The following is a 24,871-nucleotide window of genomic DNA, read 5'->3' on the forward strand; positions in this document are numbered from 1 at the left end:
GTACGCTCGCCCCGTCCGGCGGGGAGCAACAACAGGAAGCGGTAGGCCACATGGCCCATGGGCTGCGGCAATCGATCAACGAACACCGGCCACTACTCGAACGTGACGAGGAACTCCGAGCCGCCGAGCACGCGTTGGCGCGGCTCCGCGACACGGTAGACGGCGTGCCCCAGGTACCGCACGGCGGGTTTCTCGCTTTCACCGGTGAGGCCGGGCTGGGCAAGACGACACTCATCGCGGCGGTCCGCGCCCGCGCCGTCGCCCTCGGGTTCACCGTGTTCTCCGGCAAGGGCGGCGAGAACGAGCAGGGGATGGCGTTCCGCGTCGTCCGCCAGGCCATGCAGCCCATCCTGGCCAGGATGAGCGAGACGGAGCGCCGGGCATTCCTGAGCAGCTGGTACGACATCGTCGGCGCCGCGCTCGGGCTCGAGGCGACGGACCCCGCCCGAATCCCGGACCCGACCGGAGTACGCGACGGCCTCGACTGGGTCATGACGCGCCTCACGATGTTGAACTCGCCTGTCGTGCTGCTCCTGGACGACCTGCACTGGGCCGATGCCGAATCCCTCGACTGGCTCGCCTCCTTCGCGCCCCGGGTCGCCAACCTGCCGTTGCTGATCGTCGTCGGCTACCGGCCCGACGAACTTCCTGCAGACGCAACCTCTTTCCGCACGCTCGTCGAGCGCCACGAGCAGCGCCCGCACGTGCTGTCTCCGCTCGGCGAGGCCGGTGTGGCGCGGATCATCAGGGACGAAGTGGGTGAGGAAGCCGAGGACGAGTTCTGCGGCGCATGCTGGACGGTCACCAACGGAAGCCCCTTCGAGGCCGTCGAACTCGCCATCCGGCTCCGTGAGCGGAAGGTGAGGGGCACCCAGGAGGAGTTGCCCGTGATGCGGGACCTCGCCGCCGCTGTCAAAGGCCCTGGCCTGATCGAGCGCCTCAGACGCCTCGGCCCGGGCACCATCCGCTTCGCGTGGGCCGGCGCCGTCCTGGGTGGGACCTTCTCCCCGGAGGTCGCCGCCGACCTCGCGGTGGTCGGCAGGGAGGAGGCCTTCGAGGCGGCCGAGCAGCTGCGCGCCCGCCGCATCCTCGCGGACGCCGACGAGCCCGCGGGCAACCTGGAGTTCGTCCACCCGCAGATCGCCACGACGATCTACCGCGACATCCCACCGGCCCTGCGCGTCGGCATGCACAACGCGGCCGCCCATGCCGCCCAGGCGGTCGGGGCCGACCCCACTGTCGCCGCCAGGCACCTGCTGGAGGTTCCCTGCGACGGTCGGCCCGATGCGGTCGCGTGCCTGCGCGGCGCAGCGCGTGAGTACCTGCGCGCCGGGGCCCCGGAGGCCGCCCGACGCGTGCTGACCCGGGCGCTGCGGGAACCACCCCCTGCCGAGGACCGCGCCGCCCTTCTCCACGAACTGGCCTGCTCCACTTTCCTGATCGAGCCCACGGCCACGGTCAGCCATCTCCGGGAGGCGCTGACAGAGCCGGGAATCGATCCCGACCTGCGCGCCGCCATCGTCTACCGGCTGACCCAGGCGCTGGCCCACACCGACCGGATGACCGAGGCCGCGACCGTTGCCGCCGACGAGGCACGGCGCGCCACCAACGCGCGCGTCAAACTGCGCATGCAGGCCGATCACTTCGTGTGGAGCGCGTTCCGCGCCGACGAGCCCGACTCGTCCGCCCGCTCGCGGCGGCTGGCGCGGCTGGCCGACAAGCTTCCCGGCCGCAGTCTGGAGGAGCGCTACATCCTCGGACTGCGGGCGTGGGACGCCCTCGTGCGCGGCGAGCCGCGGCAGACCGCCCTCGGGTATGCCGAGGAGGCCCTGCGCGGCGGGATGAGCTGGACCGACGAGAACCGCGGCTTCGAGGTACCCGCGGCGGTCGCCCTGCTGTTCATGTACTGCGACCAGCCACGGCGGGCCGAGGAACTCTTCGCCGAAGGCATGGCCGAATGCGAGCACATGGGGTGGCGCGGCTCCCATCTGGCGCAGGGTCAGACGCTGCTGGGTTACATCCGCTACCGCCGCGGCTTCCTGCCCGAGGCGGAAGAACTCGTCCGGGCCGGGCTGCACACCGCCGAGCGCGTCGAAGGGGCGGTGCCCGCCCAGTGGTTCGCCATCGGCATTCTCATCCAGACCCTGCTGGCCCGTGGGCGCACCGGTGACGCGCGCCGACTCGCCGACAGCTACCACTACGGCGACGTGGTCCCCAACGCCGTCATCTTCCCCGATCCCCGCACGGTGTACGCCGACCTGCTCCTGGCGGAGGGGCGACTCGCGCAGTCGGCACGGCTGTTGTCCAAGGTCGGGGACTGGCTGGAGGGACGGGACTGGCGCAACCCCGCGTGGTGCCCCTGGCAGCTGGGACTGGCCTCGGCCCTTGCCCGCACCGCCCCTGACGAGGCGGCCCGCCATGCCCGGGAGGCCGTCAAGCGCGCCCGGGATTTCGGTGCAGCGTCCGCGATCGGCCAGGCGCTGCACGTCCAGGCGGAGGTGACGGGCGGGCAGGCCGCACTCGATCTCCACACGCAGGCCGTGGACCATCTGGAGCGGTCACCCGCCGCGTACGAACTGGCCCGTGCCCTGGTGGGCCACGGCACCGCTCTGGCCCGCAACGGTCGTCTGCACGACGCCGCCGACCGGCTCTACCAGGGCCTGGAGGGTGCGGTGCACTGTGGCGCCGAGGGTCTGGCCGCCCGGGCAAGGCGGGAGCTCTCCGCGGCGGGACTGCGTCCGCTGCCCCTGCGTTACGCGCAGACGGACATGCTGACGGCCCAGGAGCGCAGGGCCGCCGAGATGACGGCCCTGGGCCACCCGGTATCGGTGGTGGCGAAGGATCTGCGGCTCACCGAGCAGGGCGTACGCCAACTGATGTCCGCCGTGTACCGAAAACTCGGCACGGACGCATCCGGACTACCCGAGGCCCTGTCGAACCATCCCCGACGATGACGGCCGGGAGCCCGGCCACCCACCCCGGCCGGCAGCCATGGGCGGGTTCGCGGCGTCACCCGGCCGTGCGGCGATCGGAGCACTCAGCGGGCCTTCCCCTGCCGTACCGTCCGCTGTCTTGACGCTGAACCGTTTCACTGCTTCCCTCGAAACACTGCCGCTGGGAGCGCTCCCACTCCACCCCACGTGAAGGGAACCCCGTGCAGACCATCCCCCACACCTTCCCGAGACGCCTCCTGCCGACCTTGCTGGCGGCCTCGCTCATGGCCTGTCTGCCGTCCGGGGCCGACGGCTCGCCCGCGCAGGCCGCCCCCATGGCGAAGGCCGCCGCCCCCGGACAGCCCGGTGACCCGAACATCAAGTTCGTCGGCCGCTGGGACACCACCAGTTCCCCCACCGCCTACACGCCGTACTGGGCCGGCGCGTACTACCGGGCCGGCTTCACCGGCCGGACGGTCAAACTGAAGCAGCGCGGCACGATCGACCTGTGGGCGCGGATCGACAACGGGCCGGTGAAGTTCTACGACGACGTCAAGGGGACGGTGAACCTGACCCCGACGGCCCTCTCCCCCGGCAACCACACACTCCAGGTCAATTACCAGGTGGTGGCCGGGTCGTACAAGGGCGACGCGGTCTTCCAGGGGCTGGTCCTGGACAGCGGCGCGACGACGTTCGCACCGCCGGCCCCGGCCAGGACGGTCGAGTTCGTCGGCGACTCGATCACCGTGGGCACGACGAGCTCGCAGAACGCCCGTACCGCGTACGGCTGGCTGATCGGGGAGCGGCTGGGCGTCGAGCACACGCAGATCGCGCAGGGCGGGGCGTGCCTGGTGGCCGCGGCAGACGGATGCGTGGGGCTGGAGCGGCAGTTCACCAAACTCAACCCGAACGCGGCCACGCCCGACTGGAACTTCTCCCGTTACCGGGCCGACGCGGTCGTCATCAACCTCGGCACCAACGACGTCGGGCACGGGGTGAGTACGGCGCAGTTCCAGTCGGCGTACAGCAGTCTGCTGCGCAAGGTGCGGGCCGCGTACCCGCAGGCGTGGATCTTCGCGCTGGAGACGTTCCGCGGGCGGTTCGTCCCGCAGACCGAGGCCGCCGTGAAGGCAGCCGTCGCCGGCGGTGACGCGCGGGTGTCCTTCGTCGACACGACCGGCTGGCTGGGGTCGGGCGATCTGTCGGACTCGGTGCATCCCAACGACCGGGGGCACCGGGTCATAGCCGACCGGCTGGCACCGATGATAGCGGCGAGGATCGGGGCGTAGCGGCTCCGGGGGCGTGCCTCACATCGGGCCGGGACCCGCTCCTCCCTTGAGACGTTCGAGGTCAGAGGGCCGGACCTGGATGACGAGCAGGGCGATCAGCGCGGCCACGGCGGTGAAGATCGCCGCCATGATGAACGCGGCCGAGACACCGGCGGTGAGGATCTCGTCGGACCAGGGTTTGGGCAGTTGGCCGGTGCGTTCGAACCGTATGCGCTCGGCCGGGGTCGCCTGCCGGAGGAAGTCCGGAACCTGCTTCTCGGCCTCGTTGGTGCTGGCCGTGCCGTACATCGTGACCAGGATGGACAGTCCGAGCGAGCCGCCGACCTGCTGGGTCGCGTTGAGGAGTCCGGAGGCCGCGCCGGTCTCCGGCGTGGGCACGTTGGACAGTGCCATGAGGGTCAGGGACACGAACTCCATGCCCATGCCCAGGCTGAAGACGAGCATCGGTCCGAGGACGCTGCCCGCGTAGGTGGAGTGGACGTCGGTGAGGGTCAGCCAGGCCAGGCCCGCCGCCGCCAGGATCGCGCCCACCACCATGAACGGCTTGGGCCCGTAGACGGGCAGGAACCGCGAGGCCAGACCGGCGCCGACGGCGATGACCGCGCTGACCGGCAGGAAGGCGAGGCCGGCCGCGAGCGGGCTGAACCCGAGCACGTTCTGCACGAAGAGCGTGAGGAAGAAGAACATGCCGAAGATGGCGGCGGCCAGGCACAGCATGATGCCGTAGGTGCCCGCACGGTTGCGGTCGGCGAACATGTGCAGCGGCGTGATGGGCTGTTTCGAACGGCGCTCGATCAGGATGAAGGCCGCCAGGACGATGACCGCTCCGGCGAACGAGGCGAGGGTGAGCGGGTCCCGCCAGCCGTCCTGAGCGGCTCTGATGAAGCCGTAGACGAGCAGCACCATGCCCGCGGTGGAGGTGAGCGCGCCGGTGATGTCGAAGCGCCCGGGGTGGCGTTCGGACTCCCTGATGTAGCGCGGGGTGGCGAGCACGATGAGCAGGCCGATGGGCACGTTGACGAACAGCACCCACCGCCAGTTCAGCCACTCCACCAGCATGCCGCCGGCGAGCAGGCCGATCGCGCCGCCGCCCGCCGAGACCGCGGCGAAGACACCGAAGGCGCGGTTGCGTTCCGGTCCCTCGCGGAAGGTGGTGCTGATCAGGGCGAGGGAGGTCGGAGAGGCGATGGCGCCGCCGACGCCCTGCAGGGCGCGGGCGCCGAGGAGTTGGCCGGCGTTCTGGGCGAATCCGCCGAGCAGCGAGGCGAACACGAAGAGCAGCACGCCGAAGACGAAGACGCGCCGCCGGCCCAGGATGTCTCCGGCCCGGCCGCCGAGCAGCAGCAGGCCGCCGAAGGTGAGGGTGTAGGCGTTCACCACCCAGGACAGGCTCGTGGTGGAGAACTCCAGGTCGCTCTGGATGTGCGGCAGCGCGATGTTCACGATGGTGATGTCGAGGACCACCATCAACTGGCAGGAGGCGATGACCAGCAGCGCCATCGCGTTTCCACCACCACCACCGGGTTCCCTGGTGGTGGTCGCCTGTGGTGAAGCCGGCTGCGGGCTGCTGCCTGCGGTGTCCACCGTTCGACGGTACGCCCGGCTCCCGGACCTCACCACTCGATCAGCCGTGCCGTGGCCCGACCTGAAAATCCCGCGGTGGGGCGGCGATAATCCGTTCAACGTGGCCCGGCGGGCCGCGTACGGCGGAGAGGGAGCGACCGTGAACCGCGTTCTTCTCGTCGAGCACACCCGTCTCGTGCGGGGAGCGTTCGCCGCTCTGCTGTCGCGATAGGACGACATTGAGGTCGTCGCGGAGGCCGACGGCGACGGCGACGTGGTCGCGCGCGCCGTTGCGTGCCGGCCGGACGTGGCGGTGATCGGCGTGGACTCCCGGCAGGGCGAGGAGATCGCTGTCCGCGGTGAGCAAGCGCGGCTCCCGGAGTGCCGGATGCTGCTGATGGTGGCCTCGGCGACGCCGGAGCGGCTGCACCGCCTGCTCGATCTGCACGCCGCAGGTGTCATCAGCACCAACGCCCCGCCGGACCGGCTGGTCCACGGTGTCCGCAAGCTGGTGCGGGGGCAGCGGTTCCTCGACCCCGAGTTCGCGCCGGCCGCACTGGACGCGGGCGCGAACCCGCCGGCCCCGCGCGAGGTGGAGGTGCTGCAACTGACGGCCGACGGTACGCCCACGCGGGAGATCGCCGAGCGGCTGTGCCTGTCCGCCGCCACGGTCCGCAACCATCTGTCGGCGATCACCCGGAAGACGGGCGGCCGCAGCCGGATCGACGCGGTCCGGATCGCCACGGAGTCGGGCTGGGTGTGAGCCCCGCACCCCGCGTCCCCGCCCTGTTCCGCCCCGTCCGGCGCCCCTGACAGCAGAACGGCCGGGCAGGTCATCGAGGTGTACCTGCCCGGCCTCCGCGGGCCCTCGCGCCCTGTCCCGGGATCTGTCCAGCATCGCAGAGCGGACGCCCCGTGGACCAGCACCCTTTGTCACGTGTGCGGCGTGAAAGCGTCATCCCGGGATCGTGACGAACGCCGGTGCGGGACGGGCGTTCGACTCGGCCTTCGAGGTCAGCGGCCGCCGCGGATGAGGCCCGTCAGATAGCGCCACAGCGAGGAGCGCTGCCGTGCGGCCGGGTCCGGCAGGATCTCCTCGGCCACGCCCGGGGCGGGTGCGTCCGCCCACGGTCGCGGGGGCGGCACGGAGGCGAGTTCGTACCGCACCGGCAGGGACCGCAGGCCCCGCATGAACGGCGAAGAGCGCCACGGCAGTTGGTCGGCGGGCAGGGCGAGGTCGAGGTGGTCGAACCGCTCGAACAGGCGCCCCACACCGGCCGCCGCGACGGCCGAGGCGAGCTCCCGCGCCGGGCACTGGCGCGGTCCGGCTCCCCAGGAGAGGTGGGCCCGGGTGCTGATGGTGGTGCCCGAGGCGACGTGGTCGGCGAAGAGCGGGTCGGCGTGCGCGGCGCCCGGGGAGACCCACACGGGGTCGCCGGCCCGGATGGTGTAGTTGCCGAGCGGGGTGTCCCGGGCGGCGAAGCGCGGGACGAAGTTGACCAGGGGCGGCTTGCGCATGACCACCCGGTTCATGCTCTCCCTGACCATGCCGGCGGACAGGCTGGCGCGCACGCTGCCCTCGCCGGAGATGACCTCCACGACGGTGTTGGAGATGAGGATGCCGACGTGGTCGGAGGTCATGCCGAGCAGCATGAACAGCTCGCGGGCGAGCTGGTCGAGCGACAGGTCCGGGTGGGCGGCCAGCAGGTACGAGGGGAAGTCGTCGCCCGGCTTCTCCAGCTTCAGCGCGGCCAGTTCGGCCAGCGTCGCCAGCAGGCGTTCCAGTGCGGCCTCGGCATCCGGGCCGGCGTCGAGCACCCGCCACATGTCCATCAGCGCGTCGTCGCCCTGCGAGCCGGGGAAGCCCAGCAGATGACTGGCCACCATCAGCGGCAGCGGCCGGGAGAACTGCGCGGACAGGTCCGCCACGCCGGTCGCGCCGCCCTGCCCGACGAGGGTGATCAGTTCGTCGGCGTAGGCGGTGACGGCGGCCTTCAGACGCTTGGCCTGCGGGTGGCGGGGGTCCTGGAAGGGCTTGAGGGCGACGTCCCACGCGGTGCGCAGCGGCCGGTAGCCGGGGCCGCCCTGGATGAGGATGTGGTTGACCTCCAGGGAGGGCCAGAGCGGCCAGTCGGACGGCACCCTGCCCTCGGTGCGGGCCCGCCAGTTCTCCAGGCCCTTGGGCCAGCCTTCGTCGTCCTGGAGCACCTGGAGCGACTCGCGGTAGCCGAGGACCAGCCAGGCCGGCACCCCCAGCAGGTCGACCGGGGCGACCGGGCCGTGCTGCTGGCGCAGCCGCTCGTACACGAGCGCGGGGCGCACCTCGTAGTCCCTGGTCAGCAGCGGTTCGGGAGCCAGAGTCTCCAGGCTCGTGCCGTCCAGGTCCACGGATCCGCCGTCACCCCGCTGGGATTCCATCGTCTTGCCACCCTCCGACACGCCCTGTACCGGCACACCATCAGCCGGTAGCCGGAAACGGTGGGGACCCTACCCCAGGCCGAACTCACGGGTAACGACGGGGGTGGCGTGGTGGGGAGGGCCGGACCCGCGCTTCAGGCGGCCGTGTAACCGAGTTGACGGCGCATGTAGGGCGTCATGAGGCTCTTCGCCTTGGCCAGGGTGGTGGTGCGGCTGCCGAGGACGGCGGACTCCCCGCCCGGTACGGGCAGCACGGTCAGTCCGTCGGCGGGGCCGAACGGCACGATGAGCGGGGTGCGCTGGGTCGGGCGGTAGAAGCGCGGTTCCTTGCGGTGCTTGCCGGAACTGTGCAGATAGCCGCGGATGTTGTGGGCGGCGATGTCCGCCTGGGCGAGGGCGGCGGGGGTGATCTTGAGTTCGCTGACGTCGTTCACGTCGCCGACGGCGAACACGTCCAGCCGGCCCTCGACCCGGAGCGTCCGGTCGACCTTGACGTGCCCGGATCCGTCGAGCCAGTCGCCGTGGCCGGCCAGGCGCAGCCAGAGGGTGTTGGGGGTGGTGCCGGTCGCCCAGAAGGACAGGTCGGCCTCGATGACCGTGCCGCGGGCGTCGCGGTAGGTGCCGAAGTCGTTCCCGGGAGACATGAAGGAGTCGAGCCGTACCTCCACGTCGTGGGACTCCAGCCAGGCCAGGGCCTTGCGTCCCGGACGGGCACTGCCCGTGGAGTCCAGCAGGGCGGGCCCGGAGTGGGCGAGGGTGACCCGGGCGTCCGGGCGGGCGAGGCGGATCTCGGCGCTGAGTTCGACGCCGCCGGGGCCGCCGCCGACGACCAGGACGTGTTCGGCCGTGGCGATGTTGCGCTGGTGCTCGGCGAACGACTTGGCCGCTTCCTCGGTCGTGGTGCCGGTGAAGCGGGCCGGCTCGGGGTAGTCGGCGCCGGTGGCGATCACGACCACGTCGTACGGCAGCCGCTCGCCGGTGGCGAGGACGACCTGCCGCTCGGTGGTGTCGATGCGGACGGCCTTGCCGGTGGCGACCCGGCCGTGGCGCAGCAGCCGGTTGTAGGGGATGAAGGGCGTGTGCGTCCACTCGGGGTGCACGCCCGCGCGCAGCGAGGCGATGCGGTGGAAGAAGACCTCCTTGCGGTCCACCAGCGTGACCCGGGCCGTGCCGTCCAGCCGTCTGGCCAGCCGGACACCGGCGTAGCCGCCGCCGATCACCACTACGTCGCCGTCGTACACAACAGGGTCTCCTGTGCTGTGGGGGGAGCGAGGGCCGCCGCGGACGGGCCCCGCTCGGATCGACCCTCGGCGGCCACTCGACTGACGCGACAGTAGCCCTTGAAAGTTAAAGAGATCCCGGGGTTCCGTGCATGTTCCGTGAAGGATCGGCACCTGACCGGCCGTCATCTCCCCCAGATCTCCCGGTAGGCCTCGCGGTAGCCCGACGGGTCCCAGCTGGTGGCGCCCTCGCTGTTGCCGGCCGTGGCGATGTGCACGGGGGCCACGTATCCGCTGTCGGGACGCCCGGCGAAGGCACGGTTGAACTCGTCGACGATCTGCCAGCCCTGCAGGGACAGCGGCTCGGGCACGGTGGCGGCCTGGTACTGCCTGCTGTTGACGCGCTGGAAGGCGGACGGGTCGCCGTCACCGGCCCCGATGTTGAACGGCGGCCCGGAGCCCTTCTCACCGGCGGCGCGGAAAGCGGGGGCGGCGTCGGCGAAGTAGAGGTCGTTGATGGCCACGGAGTGGGTCCAGCGGTCCTGGAAGCGGGAGAGCAGGGAGGAGATCTCCCGGGGGGTGCGGGTGCTGGCGTCGGGGATCGGGATGTTCTCCACCGAGAGCAGCCGCACCCCCTGGCAGCTCGTCAGCTCCTTGCGGATCAGGTCGGACTTGTTGCGCGCGAAGGGGATCGACGCGTCGGTGATGAGCACGACCCCGGCACGGCCGTTGGAGTCGGAGATGATCCACTGCGCACTGATGCGGGCGACGTCCTCGACGCGGGTGGTGACGTTGGTGAAGAGGTCGGGCTGCCGGCTCGGGCCGGGGTCGGGGACGGCGTGCCAGCCGATGAGCGGGATGCGCTGCTCGTTGGCCCGGGCGGCCTGCTGGGCCGTCGAGTCGGGGTCGAACCCGCCGATGACGATGCCCGAGGGCCGCAGGGCGACCGCTTCGCTCATGGCGGCCTGGATGCCGGCCGGGGTGCCGCCGCCGTCGATCACCCGGACGTTCCAGCCGATGGCCCGCGCGGCCTCCCGCACCCCGTTCGCGGCGCCGGCGACACCGGGATTCGTCATGGTCTGGGCGACGTAGACGATGTTCTTGCCGGACACCGCCTCGGGGCCGCTGGTGGGTCCTCCCCAGGGGATGTCGGCCCGCTCGGCCCGGGTGACGGCCTCCGTGGCCCGGGCCTGGACGGTCGGGCAGCCGCTCGGGCCCGTCGCGGTCTCGTCCGCGCCGTCGGAGGAACCGCGTTCGCAGCCGGTGAGGGCGGCGGCCGTGGCCAGCAGGACGCAGGAGGCGAGCCGCGCGGCGCGGACTGCGGGGGCGGCCTTGCGGGTGCGGTGCACGGGGACTCCAGTGAGGGGATCGACGCGGCGGGGCGCGCCGGGAGGGTCAGGGCGGGGCCGTGCCGTCCGCCCCCGCCGGGGAGGGCGGGGGCGGCGCGGCGGGCGCGTCGCGGGCCGCGCCGCCGCGCAGCCGGCGGCGGGCGGCGTATCCGGCCAGGCCGACGGCGATGAGCAGGGTGCCGCCGTTGAACAGCGGGACCGTCCAGAACTCGGCGCCCAGCTGGGCGATGCCGGTGAGGCCGACCGCGAGGACGGCGACGGCGACGACCGTGCCGAGGGCGTTGGGCCGGCCGGGCTTGATCGCCGTGGAGCCGAGGAGAGCGCCGACGAAGGCGGGCAGCAGGTAGTCGAGGCCCACGCTCGGGTTGCCGATCTGCTGCTGGGCGGCGAGCAGCACACCGGCGAAACCGACGATCAGGCCCGAGGCGGCGAACGCGTAGACGGTGTACCTGCGGGTCGGGATGCCCACGAGGTCGGCCGCGCGCGGGTTCGACCCGACGACGTACAGGTACCGGCCCAGCGGCAGCCGCTCCAGCACCAGCCAGAGGACGGCCGCGAGGGCGAGCACGTAGAAGGCGGGGACCGGGAGGCCGAGGAACGAGGAGTCGTAGAGGTCGGTGAACGCGGGCGGCAGGCCCTGCGGGCCGGGGACGATCCGGCCGCCGTCGGTGATCCAGCCGGTCACGGCGTACATCATGCTGCCGGTGCCGAGGGTGGCGATGAAGGAGTCGATCCGGCCGAACTCGACGATGACGCCGTTGAGGACGCCCACCACCAGCCCTCCGGCGAGCACGGCGAGGCAGGCGAGCGGCCAGGGCCACCCCGCGTTGACGACGAGCTGGAGCACCATCACATGGGCCAGGCCGAGGCCGTAGCCGATGGAGAGGTCGAAGGCGCCCGTGACGATGGGGACCATGGCGGCGAGCGCGAGGACGGCCGGGATCGACTGGGTGGACAGGATCGAGTCGACCGTGTCCAGCGTGGGGAAGGTGTCCGGCAGGGCGAGGGAGAAGACCAGGTAGAGCAGGGCGGTGAGGGCGAGCAGGCCGTAGGCGCCGATGTGGTGGCCGCCGGGGCGGTGGCGCGGCCGGGGCGGCGTCACGGGTGACCGGCCGGGGACGGGGGCATGGCCGAGGCCGCCCGGGTCAGTCCGGCGACGGTGAGGGCGGGGCCGCTCAGCTCGGCCGTCACCGTTCCGCGCACGAAGACCAGCGTGCGCCGGCACACGCTCGCCACCTCCTCGAAGTCGGTGGACAGCAGCAGGACGGCGAGGCCCGCCTCCAGCGCCTCGTTCAGGAGGCGGTGGATGGCGGCCTTGGCGCCGACGTCGACGCTCGCGGTGGGCTCCTCCAGGATCAGCAGCCGCAGGTCCGTCCGCAGCCAGCGGCCGATCATGACCTTCTGCTGGTTCCCGCCGGACAGCGTGGCGATGGGGGTCTCGCTGTCGCGGGGCCGCACCGAGAAGCGGTCCATCAGTGCGGCGGCCCGGGCCCGTTCACCGCGGGGGCCGATCCAGCGCGCGGGCGGCGCGCCGCCCGCCCGGGGGTTCGCCAGGAGGTTCTCCCGTACGGTCAGCTCGGCGAGGCAGCCCTCCCGCAGCCGGTCGCCCGGCACCAGGCCCACCCCGAGGGCGACGGCCTCCGCGACCGTGCGCGGCCCGTACGGCCGCCCGTCCAGGAGGACCCGCCCGTCCAGGAGGGGCCGGGCGCCGGCGAGGGCGCGGCCGAGGTCCATGTGCCCGGCGTCGGAGAGGCCGACCAGGCCGAGGACCTCCCCGGCCGCGAGCTCGAAACGGACGGGTCCGGCCCGGGCGGTGCGCACGCCGTCGAGGGCCAGGACGGGCGCTGTGCCGGCCGGGGCTGTGGCCGGGCGGTGGACGGCCGGTTCGTCCGCCTCGCCGACGATGTCGCGGACCAGCCGCGCGGGGCTGTGGTCGGCGAGCCGGCCGTGGCTGACGACCCGGCCGTCCCGCAGGACGGCGAAGAGGTCGGCGACCCGGTACACCTCGTCCAGGCGGTGGCTGACGTAGAGGACGGCGTGCCCGCTGTCGCGCAGCCCGTGCAGGACGCGGAAGAGCCGGTCGCAGTCCGCGGCGGGCAGGCGGGCGGTCGGCTCGTCGAGGACGATGAGCCGCGCGCGGGCCGCGAGGGCCCGGGCGATGGCGACCAGCGAGCGGTCGGCCGGTGCGAGGCCGGAGACCGGCGTGTCCGGGTCGAGGTGGGCGGCGACGAGCCCCAGCGCCTCGACACAGCGCGCCCGGGTGCGCCGCCAGGAGATCAGCCCGGTCCGGCGCCCGTACCCGGCGGTCAGGGCGATGTTCTCGGCGACCGTCATCCACTCCACGAGGCCGAGGTCCTGGTGGATGAACGACATGCTCCGGGTGGCGGTCGGGCTGCCCAGGGGTTCCCCGGCGACGGTGACCTGCCCCGCGTCGGCCTGATGGACCCCGGCGAGGATCTTGATGAGGGTGGACTTCCCGGCACCGTTGGGCCCGAGCAGGGCGAGGACGCTGCCGGGGTGCACGTCGAGGTCGGCTCCGGCCAGCGCGACGGTGCCGCCGAACCGCTTGCCGAGCCCGCGGATCCGGACCAGGGGTTCGGGCCCGAAGGGTGAAGCCGCCGCCGGGGGCGTGTCGGGAGCGTCGCGCACGCGATCAAATTACAGCATTTCGGGCATTTTTCGGCTTGCTGCGACGCCGACGGGCTCTCTCCGGGGCGAGCATGCGGTGTCACGCGGCGTCGAGATCGCATTCGGCCCAGATGACCTTGCCCTCGGGCAGGTAGCGGGTACCCCAGCTCTGCGAGAGCTGGGCGACGAGGAACAGACCGCGTCCCCCCTCGTCCGTGCTGGCCGCCCGCCGCAGGTGCGGTGCGGTGTTGCTGGCGTCGGAGACCTCGCAGATCAGCGTCCTGCCGTAGAGCAGCCGCACCCGGATCGGCGCGGCGCCGTGCCGGATGGCGTTGGTGATCAGCTCGCTGAGGATCAGCTCCGCGGCGAACCCGGTCTCGTCGAGTCCCCAGCCGGACAGCCACCGCATGGCGGACGCCCGGACCTCGCCGACGCGGGCCGGGTCGGCGGACAGCTCCCAGGTGGCGACCCGGCCGGGGTCCATGGCGTGGACTCGGGCGACGAGCAGGGCGATGTCGTCGTGCGGATGCGCGGGCGCCACGGTGTCCAGGACCGCCTGGCAGGTCTCCTCGGGGGCGCGCTCGGGATGGGCCAGAGCCTCGCGCAACTGCTCCAGGACCGCGTCGACGTCGCGGTTGCGGTCCTCGATGAGCCCGTCGGTGTAGAGGACCAGCTGACTGCCCTCGGGAAGGCCGACCTCCACGGCGTCGAAGGGCAGGCCGCCGAGGCCGAGCGGGGGCCCGGCGGGCAGGTCGGGGTAGGTCACGCTGCCGTCGGGGTGGACGACGGCGGGCGGCGGGTGACCGGCGCGGGCCATCAGGCACCGCTGCGCGGTCGGGTCGTAGACGGCGTAGAGGCAGGTCGCGCCGATGACGCCCGCGCCCTTGCCGTCGGGGTCCTCCCGGTCCAGGCGGCCCACCAGGTTGTCCAGGTGGGTGAGGACCTCGTCGGGCGGGAAGTCCAGCTCGGCGAAGCTGCGGGCGGCGGTGCGCAGCCGGCCCATGGTGGCCGCGGAGAGCATGCCGTGGCCGACGACATCGCCCACAAGGAGCCCGACGCGGGCGCCGGACAGCGGGATGACGTCGTACCAGTCGCCGCCCACGTCGGACTCGGCGGGCAGGTAGCGATGGGCGACCTCGACGGCCTCCTGGTCGGGCAGGCCGTGCGGGAGGAGCCGGCGCTGGAGGGCCAGGACCATGGTGCGCTCATGGGTGTAGCGCCGGGCGTTGTCGATGGACAGGGCGGCGCGGGAGGCGAGTTCCTGGGCCAGGGAGCGGTCGTCGTCCCCGAAGGGGCCGCCCGCCCGGTAGAAGGAGGCGACACCCAGGACGACACCGCGGGCGAGCAGCGGTACCGCGATGAGGGACTGGACGTGGGCCAGCAGGCTCGCGGTGTGCTCGGGGTCCTGGGCGAGCCAGCCGGCGGCGGCCTTCAGGTCCGGTTCCAGCACGGCCTCGCCGCTGCTGAGGCAGCGCAGCTGGGGCGTGGTCGGGCCGAAGTCGACACGCTTGCCGGGGGGTGTGAAGGGCAGGCCTTCACGGATGCCGTGGACGATCGTGCGGCGCAGGTCGGCGATGGGGTCGGCGGATTCCTCGCCGCGCAGCACGGCGTCGGGCAGGTCGATGGTGACGAAGTCGGCCAGTCCGGGGGCCGCGGTCTCGGCCAGTTCCTCGGCCGTGCGGCGCACGTCCAGGGTGGTGCCGATGCGGGTGCTTGCCTCGGACAGCAGCTCCAGACGGCGGCGCGCGGCCAGGGCGTAGGCCCCGACCTGCGGCTCCCCCAGCATCACCAGCCCCCGGGCCGGGAACGCCGCCTCGGAGTGCTCCCCGGCGGGGCCCCGCCCGTCCCCGTCGGCGGCGGCGGGCTCGGAGGGGGTTCGGTCACTGTCGGCCGGGGCGGGCTCGGAGAGGCTCCGATCACCGTCCGTCGTCGGCTGCGTGGTGGTCCGGTCGCCGTCCGCCACGACGGGTCCGGCAGGGGTGCGCGCCGAGCCGGGCTCGGCGGGTGCGGGGGGCTCGGCGGGCGTGACCGGTCCGGCCGTCCCGTCCGACCCCGATGTACCGCCGTCTCCGTCCGTCGTGACGAGCGGGCCGGAGGACGCGGCGAGGTGCCCGGACGGCAGGGTGATCGCCGGACGGGCCGCGGAGAGCGGGACGGCGGGGGCGGTGACAGCGGACAGCTCGTCCGTCTGGTGCGGTATGGCGAGCGGCCCGCCCGCAGGGGGGCCGGGCAGCACAGCCTCGATGGCGATGCCCTGCACACCGGAGCCGCTGGTCACCGGACGGCTCACGAGCGTCACGCGCCGCCCGTCGGGCAGGGTCACCTCCACGGCTCCCCGCTGCGCACCCGAGATCAGCTCGGCCGCCTTCTCCCGCAGTGTCGCCTGGTCGCGGGCAGGGAACTCGTTCGCCAGCGCGTCCAGCGCCACACCTCGGTGCAGACCGGCGGTGCCTGCCCCGGCCGCCAGGTACGTCCGCAGCAGGGCGCGCTCACGTGCGGAGCTCTGCCCGAGCAGCCGTCGTTCGATGCCCTCGGCCGCCCTGCGGATCGCGACGCCCAGTGCGGGCCTCTCGAAGCCGCGCGGATAGCCGAGGCACAGGACACCCTCGATGCGCCCGCTGAGCGGGTCACGGACGGGCAGCGCGACGCAGGCGTTCTGCTGGGAGCGCTCCGCGAAGTGCTCGGCACCGTAGACGCGGATGAGCTGCCGTTCCGCCAGGGCCAGCCCGATGCCGTTGGTGCCGGCGACCTGCTCGGCGAAGACGAACCCCGGGACGACCTGGATGTCGGGGAGGCTCCTGGCCATCGACGGATCCCCGAAGCGGCGCAGCAGCACCGTCCCGTTCGCGTCGGCGACGGAGATGTTGACCTGGCTGCCGGCGAACGTGGCCTGCAGCCGGTCGAGGACGGGCACGGCCGCCCGGACGATACGGCCGCCCGGGTCGAAGTCCTCCCGGTAGGGCAGGTCGAGCGCGTCCGGCGACAGGCCCAGGTTCCGGCAGCGCTGCCAGGAGTCCAGGATGGACGTCCGCACGCCCGTCTCGACCGGCTCGCCCTGGAGGAACAGCTCGCGGAGGCTGGCGGGCCCCGTGCCGTCCGTCGCACGCCCCGCCGGCCTGGGTTCCTCGCCGGACCGAACCACGCTTCGCCTCACTTGCGCCCGCGACAATCCGCTGCTCGGAAGAGAATCTGGCATTGATGAGGATACGGGCATTACGGGCGGCCGTCACGGCACGCCAGGGCCATGCGGGGCCCACGACCGCCGGGCCGGAGCCGTGGGACCGCGCTCACCCCAGGAAACTCAGGCGTACCTTCCGTTCCGGGTTGTCCCTGTTGGTGTCCACCAGGCACACCGACTGCCAGGTGCCGAGCTCCAGCCGGCCGGCGAGCACCGGCAGGGTCGCGTGCGGCGGGACCAGGGCGGGCAGGACGTGGTCGCGGCCGTGGCCGGGACTGCCGTGCCGGTGCTGCCAGCGGTCGTCGGCGGGCAGCAGGGTGTGGAGTGCCGCCAGGAGGTCGTCGTCGCTGCCGGCGCCGGTCTCCAGGACGGCGATGCCGGCCGTCGCGTGCGGGACGAAGACGTTGAGGAGGCCGTCGCGGCCGGCCGCCGCCTCGCGCAGGAAGGACTCGCAGTCGCCGGTGATGTCGAGGACCCGCTCCGCGGCGCCGGTGCTGAGGTTCAGAACTCGGGTGGTGAAGACATCTGACATGCCTCCATCCTGACGCACGAGGCCACTTACCCGGAGCCGCGCGAGCCGCCCCTCGGGAAGATCCACGGCTCCGCGCCGGTTAGTAGAAGCGTGAACAACACACGTGAGGTCGAGGTGGTCGTCATCGGCGCGGGGCAGGCCGGGCTGGCCGGCGCCTATCACCTGCGGCGGTCCGGTTTCGAGCCGGACCGCGACTTCGTCGTGCTGGACCACTCCCCCGCCCCCGGCGGCGCCTGGCAGTTCCGGTGGCCGTCGCTGACGTACGGCAAGGTGCACGGGATGCACGCCCTGCCGGGCATGGAGCTCACCGACGCGGACCCGGCGCGGCCGTCCGCCGAGGTGATCGGCGCGTACTTCGACCGCTACGAGCGGACCTTCGACCTGCGCGTCAGGCGGCCGGTGGACGTACGGGCCGTGCGCGAGGGGCCCGGCGGGCGGCTGCTCGTGGAGACCTCGGAGGGCGTCTGGTCGACGAGGGCGCTGATCAACGCGACCGGCACCTGGGACCGGCCGTTCTGGCCCCGCTATCCGGGCCAGGAGACCTTCCGGGGGCGGCAGTTGCACACCGCGCAGTACCCCGGGCCCGAAGAGTTCGCCGGGCAGCGGGCCGTGGTGGTGGGCGGCGGCGCCTCGGGCACCCAGCACCTGCTGGAGATCGCCTCGCACGCGGCGGCCACCACGTGGGTGACGCGGCGCCCGCCCGTCTTCCGCGAGGGTCCCTTCGACGAGGGCGCGGGCCGGGCCACGGTCGCACTCGTCGAGGAACGGGTCCGGCAGGGGCTGCCGCCCCGCAGTGTCGTGTCGGTCACCGGGCTGCCGCTGAACGACGCGGTCCGGCAGGGCATCAAGGACGGAGTGCTCGACCGGCAGCCGATGTTCGACCGCATCACGCCGACAGGTGTGGACTGGAACGACGGCCGCCATGTCGACGCCGACGTCATCCTCTGGGCCACCGGCTTCCGCGCCGCCATCGACCATCTCGCCCCGCTCCGGCTGCGCTCCCCCGGCGGCGGCATCCGCATGGAGGGCACGCACGCGGCCGCGGACCCCCGCATCCACCTCGTCGGCTACGGCCCGTCGGCCAGCACGATCGGAGCCAACCGGGCCGGCCGCGCGGCGGTACGGGACATCAGGCGGCTGCTGGAGCAGGAGCCGGCGGCGGCATGACCGGGGCAGGGGGACCCACCGGGCCCTCGCCCGAACGCGGCGTGGGACGGGGCGGGGTCCACCGGACCGCCCTCACCCGGCCGCCTGAGCCCCGCTCTTCTTCCGCTGCGCGTTGAACTCCGCGACGTTGCGCTGGTGTTCCTGGTAGTCCGCCGTGAAGCGGGTGTCGCCCTGGCGGACCGTGACGAAGTACAGCCAGTCTCCCTGGGCCGGGTTGACGGCGGCGCGCATCGCCTCTTCGCCGGGGTTGGCGATGGGCGTGGGCGGCAGGCCCATGCGCTGGTAAGAGTTGTAGGGGCTGTCGATCCGGGTGTCGGCCTCCGTCGTACGGACGGTGGAGCGGTTCAGGGCGTAGTTGATGGTGGAGTCCATCTGCAGCGGCATGCCGCGTTCGAGGCGGTTGAAGATGACCCGGGCCACCTTGCCCATGTCGGCCTTGGTCGCCGCCTCCGCCTGGACGATGCTCGCGATGGTGACGGCCTGGTACACGTTCATGGCGTTTCGCTGTGCCCCGGCGGCGATGGGCGCGCCGTTGAACCTGTCGTTGGCGGTGTCGACCATCAGTGCGAGGAGCTGGTCCGGCGTGGTCTTCTCCTGGAGCGCATAGGTGGCCGGGAAGAGGTAGCCCTCCGGGTTGCCCTCGGCGTCGTTCGGCAGTTTCAGCGCGGCCTTGTCCAGGGACTTCTTGGTGCTGCCGGCGGGCAGAGCGAGGGCCTTGTCGACAGCGGCGTAGACCTGGCTCGCGCGCCAGCCCTCGGGGACGGCCAGGGTCGTGGGCCGGCTCTCCTCCTCGGTCCCGGCCCCCAGGGTCAGCAGCGGCACCGCCACGGCGGTACCGACCACGACGGCTCCGGCCGCGACGAGGACGATGCGGCCCCGGCGCGTCAGTCGAATCGTGCTCCGTGGCGGAGTGTTCTTCTCCATGCGGGCACGGTAACCCGCATATCGTCATAAACCCGGCATATTTTCATCTTGTCGGCTCCAGTTGGGCGTCCCGGCGTACGAGCGCCGCGTACCGCCCGCCCTCCTCCAGAAGCTCCTCGTGCGTACCGCGTTCGACCGCGCGGCCCCCGTCGAGGACCACGATCTGGTCGGCGCCGCGCACGGTGGACAGCCGGTGGGCGATGGTGAGGGTGGTGCGGTTCGCCGAGAGGGCGTCGATGGCGTCCTGGACGGCGGCTTCGGTCCGGGTGTCCAGCGCGCTGGTGGCCTCGTCGAGGATGAGGACCGGCGGGTCGCGCAGGATGGTGCGGGCGATGGCCAGGCGCTGCTTCTCACCGCCGGAGAAACGGTGGCCGCGCTCGCCGACGACGGTGTCGTAGCCGTCGGGCAGGGCGGCGATGTGGTCGTGGATCTGCGCCGCCTCGGCCGCCTTGCGGAGTTCCTCGTCAGTGGCGTCGGGCTTGGCGAAGCGCAGGTTGTCGGCGACCGACGCGTGGAAGAGGTACGTCTCCTGCGAGACGACGCCGACCGCGCGGGCCAGGGTGTCGAAGTCGAGGTCGCGGACGTCGACCCCGTCGAGGGTGACGCGGCCGCCGGTGACGTCGTACAGACGCGGCACCAGATAGCCCAGGGTGGACTTGCCGGCGCCGGTGGGGCCGACGATCGCGAGGCTGCCGCCGGCCGGGACGGTGAGGTCGATGCCGTCGAGTACCGGGCCGTCCTTGCCGTCGTAGCCGAAGGAGACGTCGTCGAAGCGGATTTCACCCTTGATCCGGTCGAGGCGTACCGGGTCGGGGCGCTCGGTGATGTCGATTGGCAGGTCGAGGTACTCGAAGATGCGCTGGAAGAGGGCGAGGGAACTCTGGATCTGCACACCGGTCGACAGCAGGCTCACGGCCGGGCGGAACAGGCCCTGCTGGAGCGAGACGAAGGCGACGATCGTGCCGATGGAGACCTCGGGGCCGCCGAGCTGGAGGGCCATGCCGGCGGTCCAGTAGATGACGGCGGGCAGGGCGGCCATGACGATCGTGATGACGGCCATGCGCCAGCGCCCGGCCATGTTCGACCGGACCTCCAGGTCGACGAGTTGCTCGGACTCATCGGAGAAGGAGCTGGTCAGCGAGTCGGAGCGGCCCATCGTGCGGCCCAGCAGGATGCCGCTGACGGAGAGCGACTCGGTGACCGTGGCGGCCATGGCGGCCATCTGCTTCTGGCGCTGGGTGGTGATCTTCCGGCGTTCGTCGCCGACGCGGCGGCTGATCCACACGAACACCGGCAGCAACAGCAGGGAGACGACCGTCAGGCGCCAGTCGAGGGCCAGCATCGCGACGATCGTGGCGACCACGCTGGTGACGTTGGAGACCAGGGAGGTCGCGGTGGAGGTGACGGTGGCCTGCATGCCGCCGATGTCGTTGGCGATGCGGGACTGCACCTCGCCCGTGCGCGTGCGCGTGAAGAAGGCGAGGGACATGCGCTGGAGCCGGCCGTAGACGGCGGTGCGCAGGTCGTGCATGACGCGCTGGCCGACCGTCGTGGAGATCAGAGTCTGGAGGACCCCGAAGACGCTGGTGAGCACCGCGCTGAGGATCATGCCGAGGGCGAGCAGGCTGAGCAGGCCCGTGCGCCCCTGGGGGATCGCGACGTCGAGGATCTCCTTCAGCAGGAAGGGCGTGGCGACCGAGACCAGCGACGCGGCGGCGACCAGCAGCCCGACGATCGCCAGACGGCCCCGGTAGGGGCGGAAGAGGCCGAGGATGCGGCGGACCTGCCGGGGCTGCTCCTTGGCGTCGGCCGGCGGGGTCCAGGGGGCTTCACGGTCGGGATGCATGGGCTCCTACGAGGGACGCGGCGGATCGGATCACAGCTCATTGTTACCTATACTCACAATGAACTGCATCCTGATATTGTTCCCGCATGACCACGCCTGACCCCGACGGCCTTCTCGCCGAGCAGTTGCTGCGGCTCACCCGCCGGGTGCACCGCATCCAGAAGCGCCATCTGGAGCAGCGTGAGCTGGGCATCACACCTGCCCAGTCCCGGCTGCTGCGCACACTGGCGCACTGGGGGTCGCCGCCGCGCATGGCCGACGTCGCCGAGCGCCTGGAGGTGGTGCCGCGGGCCGTGACGACGCTGGTCGACGCCCTGGAGGCGAGTGGCAAAGTGCGCCGGGTCCCGGACCCGGCCAACCGGCGGGTGATCCGCATCGAGCTCACGGACGACGGCCGGGGCGCGTTGCGCGAATTGCGGGCGGCGCGCAGGTCGGCCGCGGAGGAGATCCTCGCGCCGCTGACGGGGGATCAGCGGGACGCGCTCGGGGGGTTGCTGGACACGCTGATCGACGGGACGCCGGCGGGGACCTGCTGACGGACCGGGACACGACAGCGGGCCGCGGCCTCCGCTCGTCCTGCCGGAGCGGAGGCCGCGGCCCACTCGGTTCCGGTCAACCGGCCTCGGGAGCGGGCTCCTTGAGTTCCTTCGGCTTCTGGGCCGGGATCCCCGGGACCGGCTCGACGGCACCGATCCCGCTGTCGGCGCCCTCGCCGCCCTCGTCCGGCTCGGAGGTGTCCTCCCCGTCGAGCGCCCTCTTCGCCCGGGCGGTGTCCAGGGCCCCCTCCCAGCGGGACACCGCGAAGACGGCGACGCAGTTGCCGAGCAGGTTGGTGACGACGCGCATCGAGTCCATGATGCGGTCCACGCCCAGCAGCAGCGCGACGGCCCCGGCGGGGATCGCCCCCAGGGAGGAGGCGGTCGCGGACAGGGCGAGGAACGCCGAACCGGGGATGCCCGCCATGCCCTTGCTGGTCAGCATCAGCACCAGGACGACGGTGACCTGCTGCCCGAGGCTCAGGTCCACACCCACCGCCTGGGCGATGAACAGCGTGCCGATGGACAGGTAGAGCGAGGCGCCGTCGAGGTTGAAGGAGTAGCCGGTGGGGAGCACCAGCCCCACGGCGTCGTCGCGCGCACCGGCCCGGCGCAGTTTCTGCATCACCCGCGGCATGACCGACTCGGTGGACGCGGTACCGAGCGCGAGCAGCATCTCCTCGCGGATGTAGCACAGGAACTTCCACAGACTGAGGCCGGTCACGGCCTTCAGGGCGATGGCCAGCAGCGCGATGAACAGCGCCGCCGCCACGTAACAGAGCACGATGAGCTTGGCGTACGTCCGCATCACGCCCAGGCCGTAGTTGCCGACCAGGTGGGCCATCGCGCCGAACACCGCGATCGGGGCCAGTCGCATGATGAAGCCGACGACCGCGAAGATGATCTCCTGGGCCTGCTCGATCGAGGGCAGGATCTTCGGCACCTTGGTGTGCCCGAGATGCAGCAGGGCGGCGCCCACCAGGCAGGCCAGGATGAGGACTTGGAGGAGCTCGTTCTCGGCGAAGGCGCCGATGAAACTCTGCGGCAGCGCGTTGAGGACGAACTCGGTCGTCGTGGGCAGGTGCCCCCCGCCCGTCGTCTCGTCCACCGCCGCCGCGTTCAGCGAGGAGGGGTCGACGTTCATGCCTCTTCCGGGGCCGAAGACGTTGGCGGCGACGAGACCGATGACCAGGGCGGCCGTCGAGGCGATCTCGAACCAGACGAGGGCCTTGACCCCGATCCGGCCGAACGCCTTCAGGTCACCGGCCTTGGCGATGCCGACGACGACCACGCAGAACACCAGGGGCGAGATCACGGTCTTGATGAGCCGGGTGAAACCGTCGCCCAGCGGCTGGAGAGCCGTGGCCGTGTCCGGCCACAGCTTTCCGACGACGATTCCGAGGACGAGCGCGCAGGTAACCTGCGCGAAAAGCGAGGTACGTAGAGTGCGTGCGACGCGTCGCGGGAGGGACGGTACGGACGGGGGCACGAAGCCTCCTCAGGGGACGGGACGCACAGAAGCCGGAGGGGTCTTCTGTGATGCGGAAGGCGGATTCCGTTTCCGACACTCTGGAGGCTGTCTTGATCGCGCACAAGACCGCGCCGTTTCAGCCATGTAAAAGCGTCATAAGTGATGCACGTCACACTCACCCCACTGCTCACCTCAGCACCGGTTGCGGTCCTCCGTGAGCACTCCCTGCACGGCGGTCAGAGTCCGGTCGTAGCAACCGTGTAGGCCGCGGAGCCGGTAGCGCTCATTCGTGGTGCCGACCGCGTGGCGCTGGTCACGCGGCACGTTCGCCGTGTAGGTCGCGTCGCCCGTATACGAGTTGTCGAGCCGCGACCACGCGGTGCGCCGTCCGCCGTGCGTGCCGACGACCGTGGCGCGGTCGCCGAGGGTCAGCACGGTGCGCAGGCGGTCGCCCGCACCCAGGGTGGTCGTGCCGTCCATCGTGTAGGCGCGGTGGGTCCGCGTCATACGCCCGCCGACGGTCACCGACTCGTCGTCCGTCCAGGCGGCTTCGAGGGCGTCACGCGTCTCGCCGTCGGTCCAGCGGTGCGTGGACGTGTGGGCGAGCGAGCGGCTGACGGTGGTCGTGACGCGGCCGTGCGAGGTGTCGACGTAGCCGCCGACGGTCAGCCCGTGGGCACCCTCGGTGGCCACCACGTGCTCCGGACCGGGCGTGTACACCGACGAGTTCGTCAGGTCTCCCACCTTGTGCACGGTGAGCTTCCCGGTGACCCGTGCGCGCTGCTCGTCCTGCCAGACCAGGACGTTGACGGGCGTGCTCCAGCCGGTCTGCCCCTCGGGCACGCCGACGACCGAGACCTCGACGCGGTGCGGGCGGCCGTCGTTGAGGATCCCGGCGAAGGGGGTGAGGTCGTAGGTGATGGGCTTGATGTCGAAGGCGCGCGGGCCCGGGATGACGTACCAGAGGAACGGGTTGGACCAGCCTCCGGTCCACACGGTCGGGAACGGTGCGGCGATGCCGGCGAGCCGTCCGTCCACGCTGATCTGCACCTCCCGATAAGGGCCTTGACCGGCCTTGCAGGAGTACGGGGCCGGCTCGGGCACGGTCAGGTACCAGTACTCCTCGCAGCCGCCGCCGGAGCCGGTCGCGTACACCTCGGCGACGATCCGCTCGCTGTTGCGAGGGGCGGTGAGGGCCGAGTCGTCGTCGAGCGTGAGGACCCGGTCGGGGCTCTTGCCGTCGGGGCGGCCCTGGTAGAACGTCAGCGTGACCTCGACGTCGAGGACGCCCGTGTAGGTGTCGTCGACGACGTTCCCGATGAGCATCTCGACGTCCCGGCCCGTGCGGAAGGTGTCGCTGTAGCGCGTGACGTCCTTCTCAACGGACCACTCGATGCCGTCCGGCGAGGGCTGCGGCGTCGACGTGCGGAAGATCTCGACCCCGCCGACGTGCAGGTAGCCGAGCCGGTCGTACTGGCGGCCCTTGACCTTGCCGTCGAGCCGGAGCACCACCTTGCTCCAGCGGTCGCCGCAGCCGTCGGGCGGGGTGTAGGTGCCGCGATACGGGGTGAAGTCACGGAACTGCGCCCGGGCGAGGGTGACTTCGCAGGACTTCCCGGAGGGCCTTTCCACCGGCGGGGCGGCCGTGACCGGGTCGTGCCAGTCGGTGCCGAACTCGGCGGGGACACCGGCCGCCGGGGCGGGGACGTCCACCGCACCGGCGGGTCCGGTGCCGAGGAGGGTGCCCGCCAGGAGGCTGACTCCGGCAAGCATGAACATGACGATCCGTCTCTTCATGGGCGGTGTTCTACGGCGCC

General features: G+C 72.2%; 18 protein-coding genes. 5 read left to right on the plus strand and 13 right to left on the minus strand.

From position 1 onward, the window contains the following. The first annotated feature begins 50 nt into the window (after positions 1-50). Positions 51-2,954 (plus strand): ATP-binding protein, encoded by a 2,904-nt coding sequence (locus tag OO68_RS06580; protein ID WP_033307175.1) that lies wholly within the window; start codon positions 51-53, stop codon positions 2,952-2,954. Between the two features lie 200 nt (positions 2,955-3,154). Next, positions 3,155-4,222, plus strand: coding sequence for an SGNH/GDSL hydrolase family protein (locus OO68_RS06585; protein WP_245236915.1), 1,068 nt, complete (start codon positions 3,155-3,157; stop codon positions 4,220-4,222). Positions 4,223-4,240: 18 nt separating this feature from the next. Here the strand turns inward: OO68_RS06585 and OO68_RS06590 are convergent, their stop codons facing one another. Next, positions 4,241-5,722, minus strand: a complete 1,482-nt coding sequence (locus OO68_RS06590) for an MFS transporter (protein ID WP_033307176.1) — start codon at positions 5,720-5,722, stop codon at positions 4,241-4,243. 124 nt (positions 5,723-5,846) lie between these two features. Next, positions 5,847-6,152, minus strand: a complete 306-nt coding sequence (locus tag OO68_RS47480; protein WP_245236916.1) for a hypothetical protein — start codon at positions 6,150-6,152, stop codon at positions 5,847-5,849. Positions 6,153-6,173: 21 nt separating this feature from the next. Here OO68_RS47480 and OO68_RS42160 point away from each other — a divergent pair, with 21 nt between their 5' ends. Beyond that, positions 6,174-6,548 carry a response regulator transcription factor gene (locus OO68_RS42160; protein ID WP_245236917.1) on the plus strand — a complete coding sequence of 125 codons (375 nt, stop codon included), beginning with the start codon at positions 6,174-6,176 and terminating at the stop codon, positions 6,546-6,548. A gap of 251 nt (positions 6,549-6,799) precedes the next feature. Here the strand turns inward: OO68_RS42160 and OO68_RS06600 are convergent, their stop codons facing one another. From OO68_RS06600 to OO68_RS06630, 7 genes are all read right to left on the minus strand, one after another. Further along, complete coding sequence (locus OO68_RS06600) at positions 6,800-8,203, minus strand: cytochrome P450 (protein WP_033307177.1); 1,404 nt, start codon at positions 8,201-8,203, stop codon at positions 6,800-6,802. Positions 8,204-8,337: 134 nt separating this feature from the next. Next, positions 8,338-9,444 carry an NAD(P)/FAD-dependent oxidoreductase gene (locus OO68_RS06605; RefSeq protein ID WP_033307178.1) on the minus strand — a complete coding sequence of 369 codons (1,107 nt, stop codon included), beginning with the start codon at positions 9,442-9,444 and terminating at the stop codon, positions 8,338-8,340. 164 nt (positions 9,445-9,608) lie between these two features. After that, on the minus strand, positions 9,609-10,772 hold the full coding sequence (locus OO68_RS06610) for a substrate-binding domain-containing protein (protein ID WP_033307179.1): 1,164 nt from the start codon (positions 10,770-10,772) through the stop codon (positions 9,609-9,611). Positions 10,773-10,818: 46 nt separating this feature from the next. Continuing rightward, entirely contained in the window at positions 10,819-11,874 is a 1,056-nt protein-coding gene (locus tag OO68_RS06615) for an ABC transporter permease (protein ID WP_033307180.1), read from the minus strand. Continuing rightward, entirely contained in the window at positions 11,871-13,421 is a 1,551-nt protein-coding gene (locus OO68_RS06620; protein ID WP_033307181.1) for a sugar ABC transporter ATP-binding protein, read from the minus strand. The genes OO68_RS06615 and OO68_RS06620 overlap by 4 nt, the downstream gene beginning before the upstream one ends. A gap of 79 nt (positions 13,422-13,500) precedes the next feature. After that, complete coding sequence (locus tag OO68_RS06625; RefSeq protein ID WP_033307182.1) at positions 13,501-16,542, minus strand: SpoIIE family protein phosphatase; 3,042 nt, start codon at positions 16,540-16,542, stop codon at positions 13,501-13,503. Between the two features lie 145 nt (positions 16,543-16,687). Then, entirely contained in the window at positions 16,688-17,110 is a 423-nt protein-coding gene (locus OO68_RS06630) for a YjbQ family protein (RefSeq protein ID WP_033307183.1), read from the minus strand. A 90-nt stretch (positions 17,111-17,200) separates the two neighbouring features. On the opposite strand from OO68_RS06630, the gene OO68_RS06635 reads away from it, so the two are divergent. Further along, positions 17,201-18,277 carry an NAD(P)-binding domain-containing protein gene (locus OO68_RS06635; RefSeq protein WP_033307184.1) on the plus strand — a complete coding sequence of 359 codons (1,077 nt, stop codon included), beginning with the start codon at positions 17,201-17,203 and terminating at the stop codon, positions 18,275-18,277. A gap of 72 nt (positions 18,278-18,349) precedes the next feature. Here OO68_RS06635 and mltG read toward each other — a convergent pair whose 3' ends face one another. Together mltG and OO68_RS06645 are read right to left on the minus strand one after the other, a co-directional pair. Further along, positions 18,350-19,201 carry an endolytic transglycosylase MltG gene (mltG, locus tag OO68_RS06640; RefSeq protein WP_033307185.1) on the minus strand — a complete coding sequence of 284 codons (852 nt, stop codon included), beginning with the start codon at positions 19,199-19,201 and terminating at the stop codon, positions 18,350-18,352. A 43-nt stretch (positions 19,202-19,244) separates the two neighbouring features. Further along, positions 19,245-21,047 (minus strand): ABC transporter ATP-binding protein, encoded by a 1,803-nt coding sequence (locus tag OO68_RS06645; RefSeq protein ID WP_033307186.1) that lies wholly within the window; start codon positions 21,045-21,047, stop codon positions 19,245-19,247. A gap of 86 nt (positions 21,048-21,133) precedes the next feature. On the opposite strand from OO68_RS06645, the gene OO68_RS06650 reads away from it, so the two are divergent. Further along, positions 21,134-21,583 (plus strand): MarR family winged helix-turn-helix transcriptional regulator, encoded by a 450-nt coding sequence (locus tag OO68_RS06650; RefSeq protein WP_033307187.1) that lies wholly within the window; start codon positions 21,134-21,136, stop codon positions 21,581-21,583. A gap of 76 nt (positions 21,584-21,659) precedes the next feature. Here the strand turns inward: OO68_RS06650 and OO68_RS06655 are convergent, their stop codons facing one another. Together OO68_RS06655 and OO68_RS06660 are read right to left on the minus strand one after the other, a co-directional pair. Further along, positions 21,660-23,072, minus strand: coding sequence for a cation:dicarboxylate symporter family transporter (locus tag OO68_RS06655; protein WP_033307188.1), 1,413 nt, complete (start codon positions 23,070-23,072; stop codon positions 21,660-21,662). A 174-nt stretch (positions 23,073-23,246) separates the two neighbouring features. Next, positions 23,247-24,851 (minus strand): peptide-N4-asparagine amidase, encoded by a 1,605-nt coding sequence (locus OO68_RS06660; RefSeq protein ID WP_209442551.1) that lies wholly within the window; start codon positions 24,849-24,851, stop codon positions 23,247-23,249. Between the last annotated feature and the right edge of the window lie 20 nt (positions 24,852-24,871).

The organism is Streptomyces iakyrus (assembly GCF_000717055.1).
Lineage (GTDB): Bacteria > Actinomycetota > Actinomycetes > Streptomycetales > Streptomycetaceae > Streptomyces > Streptomyces iakyrus.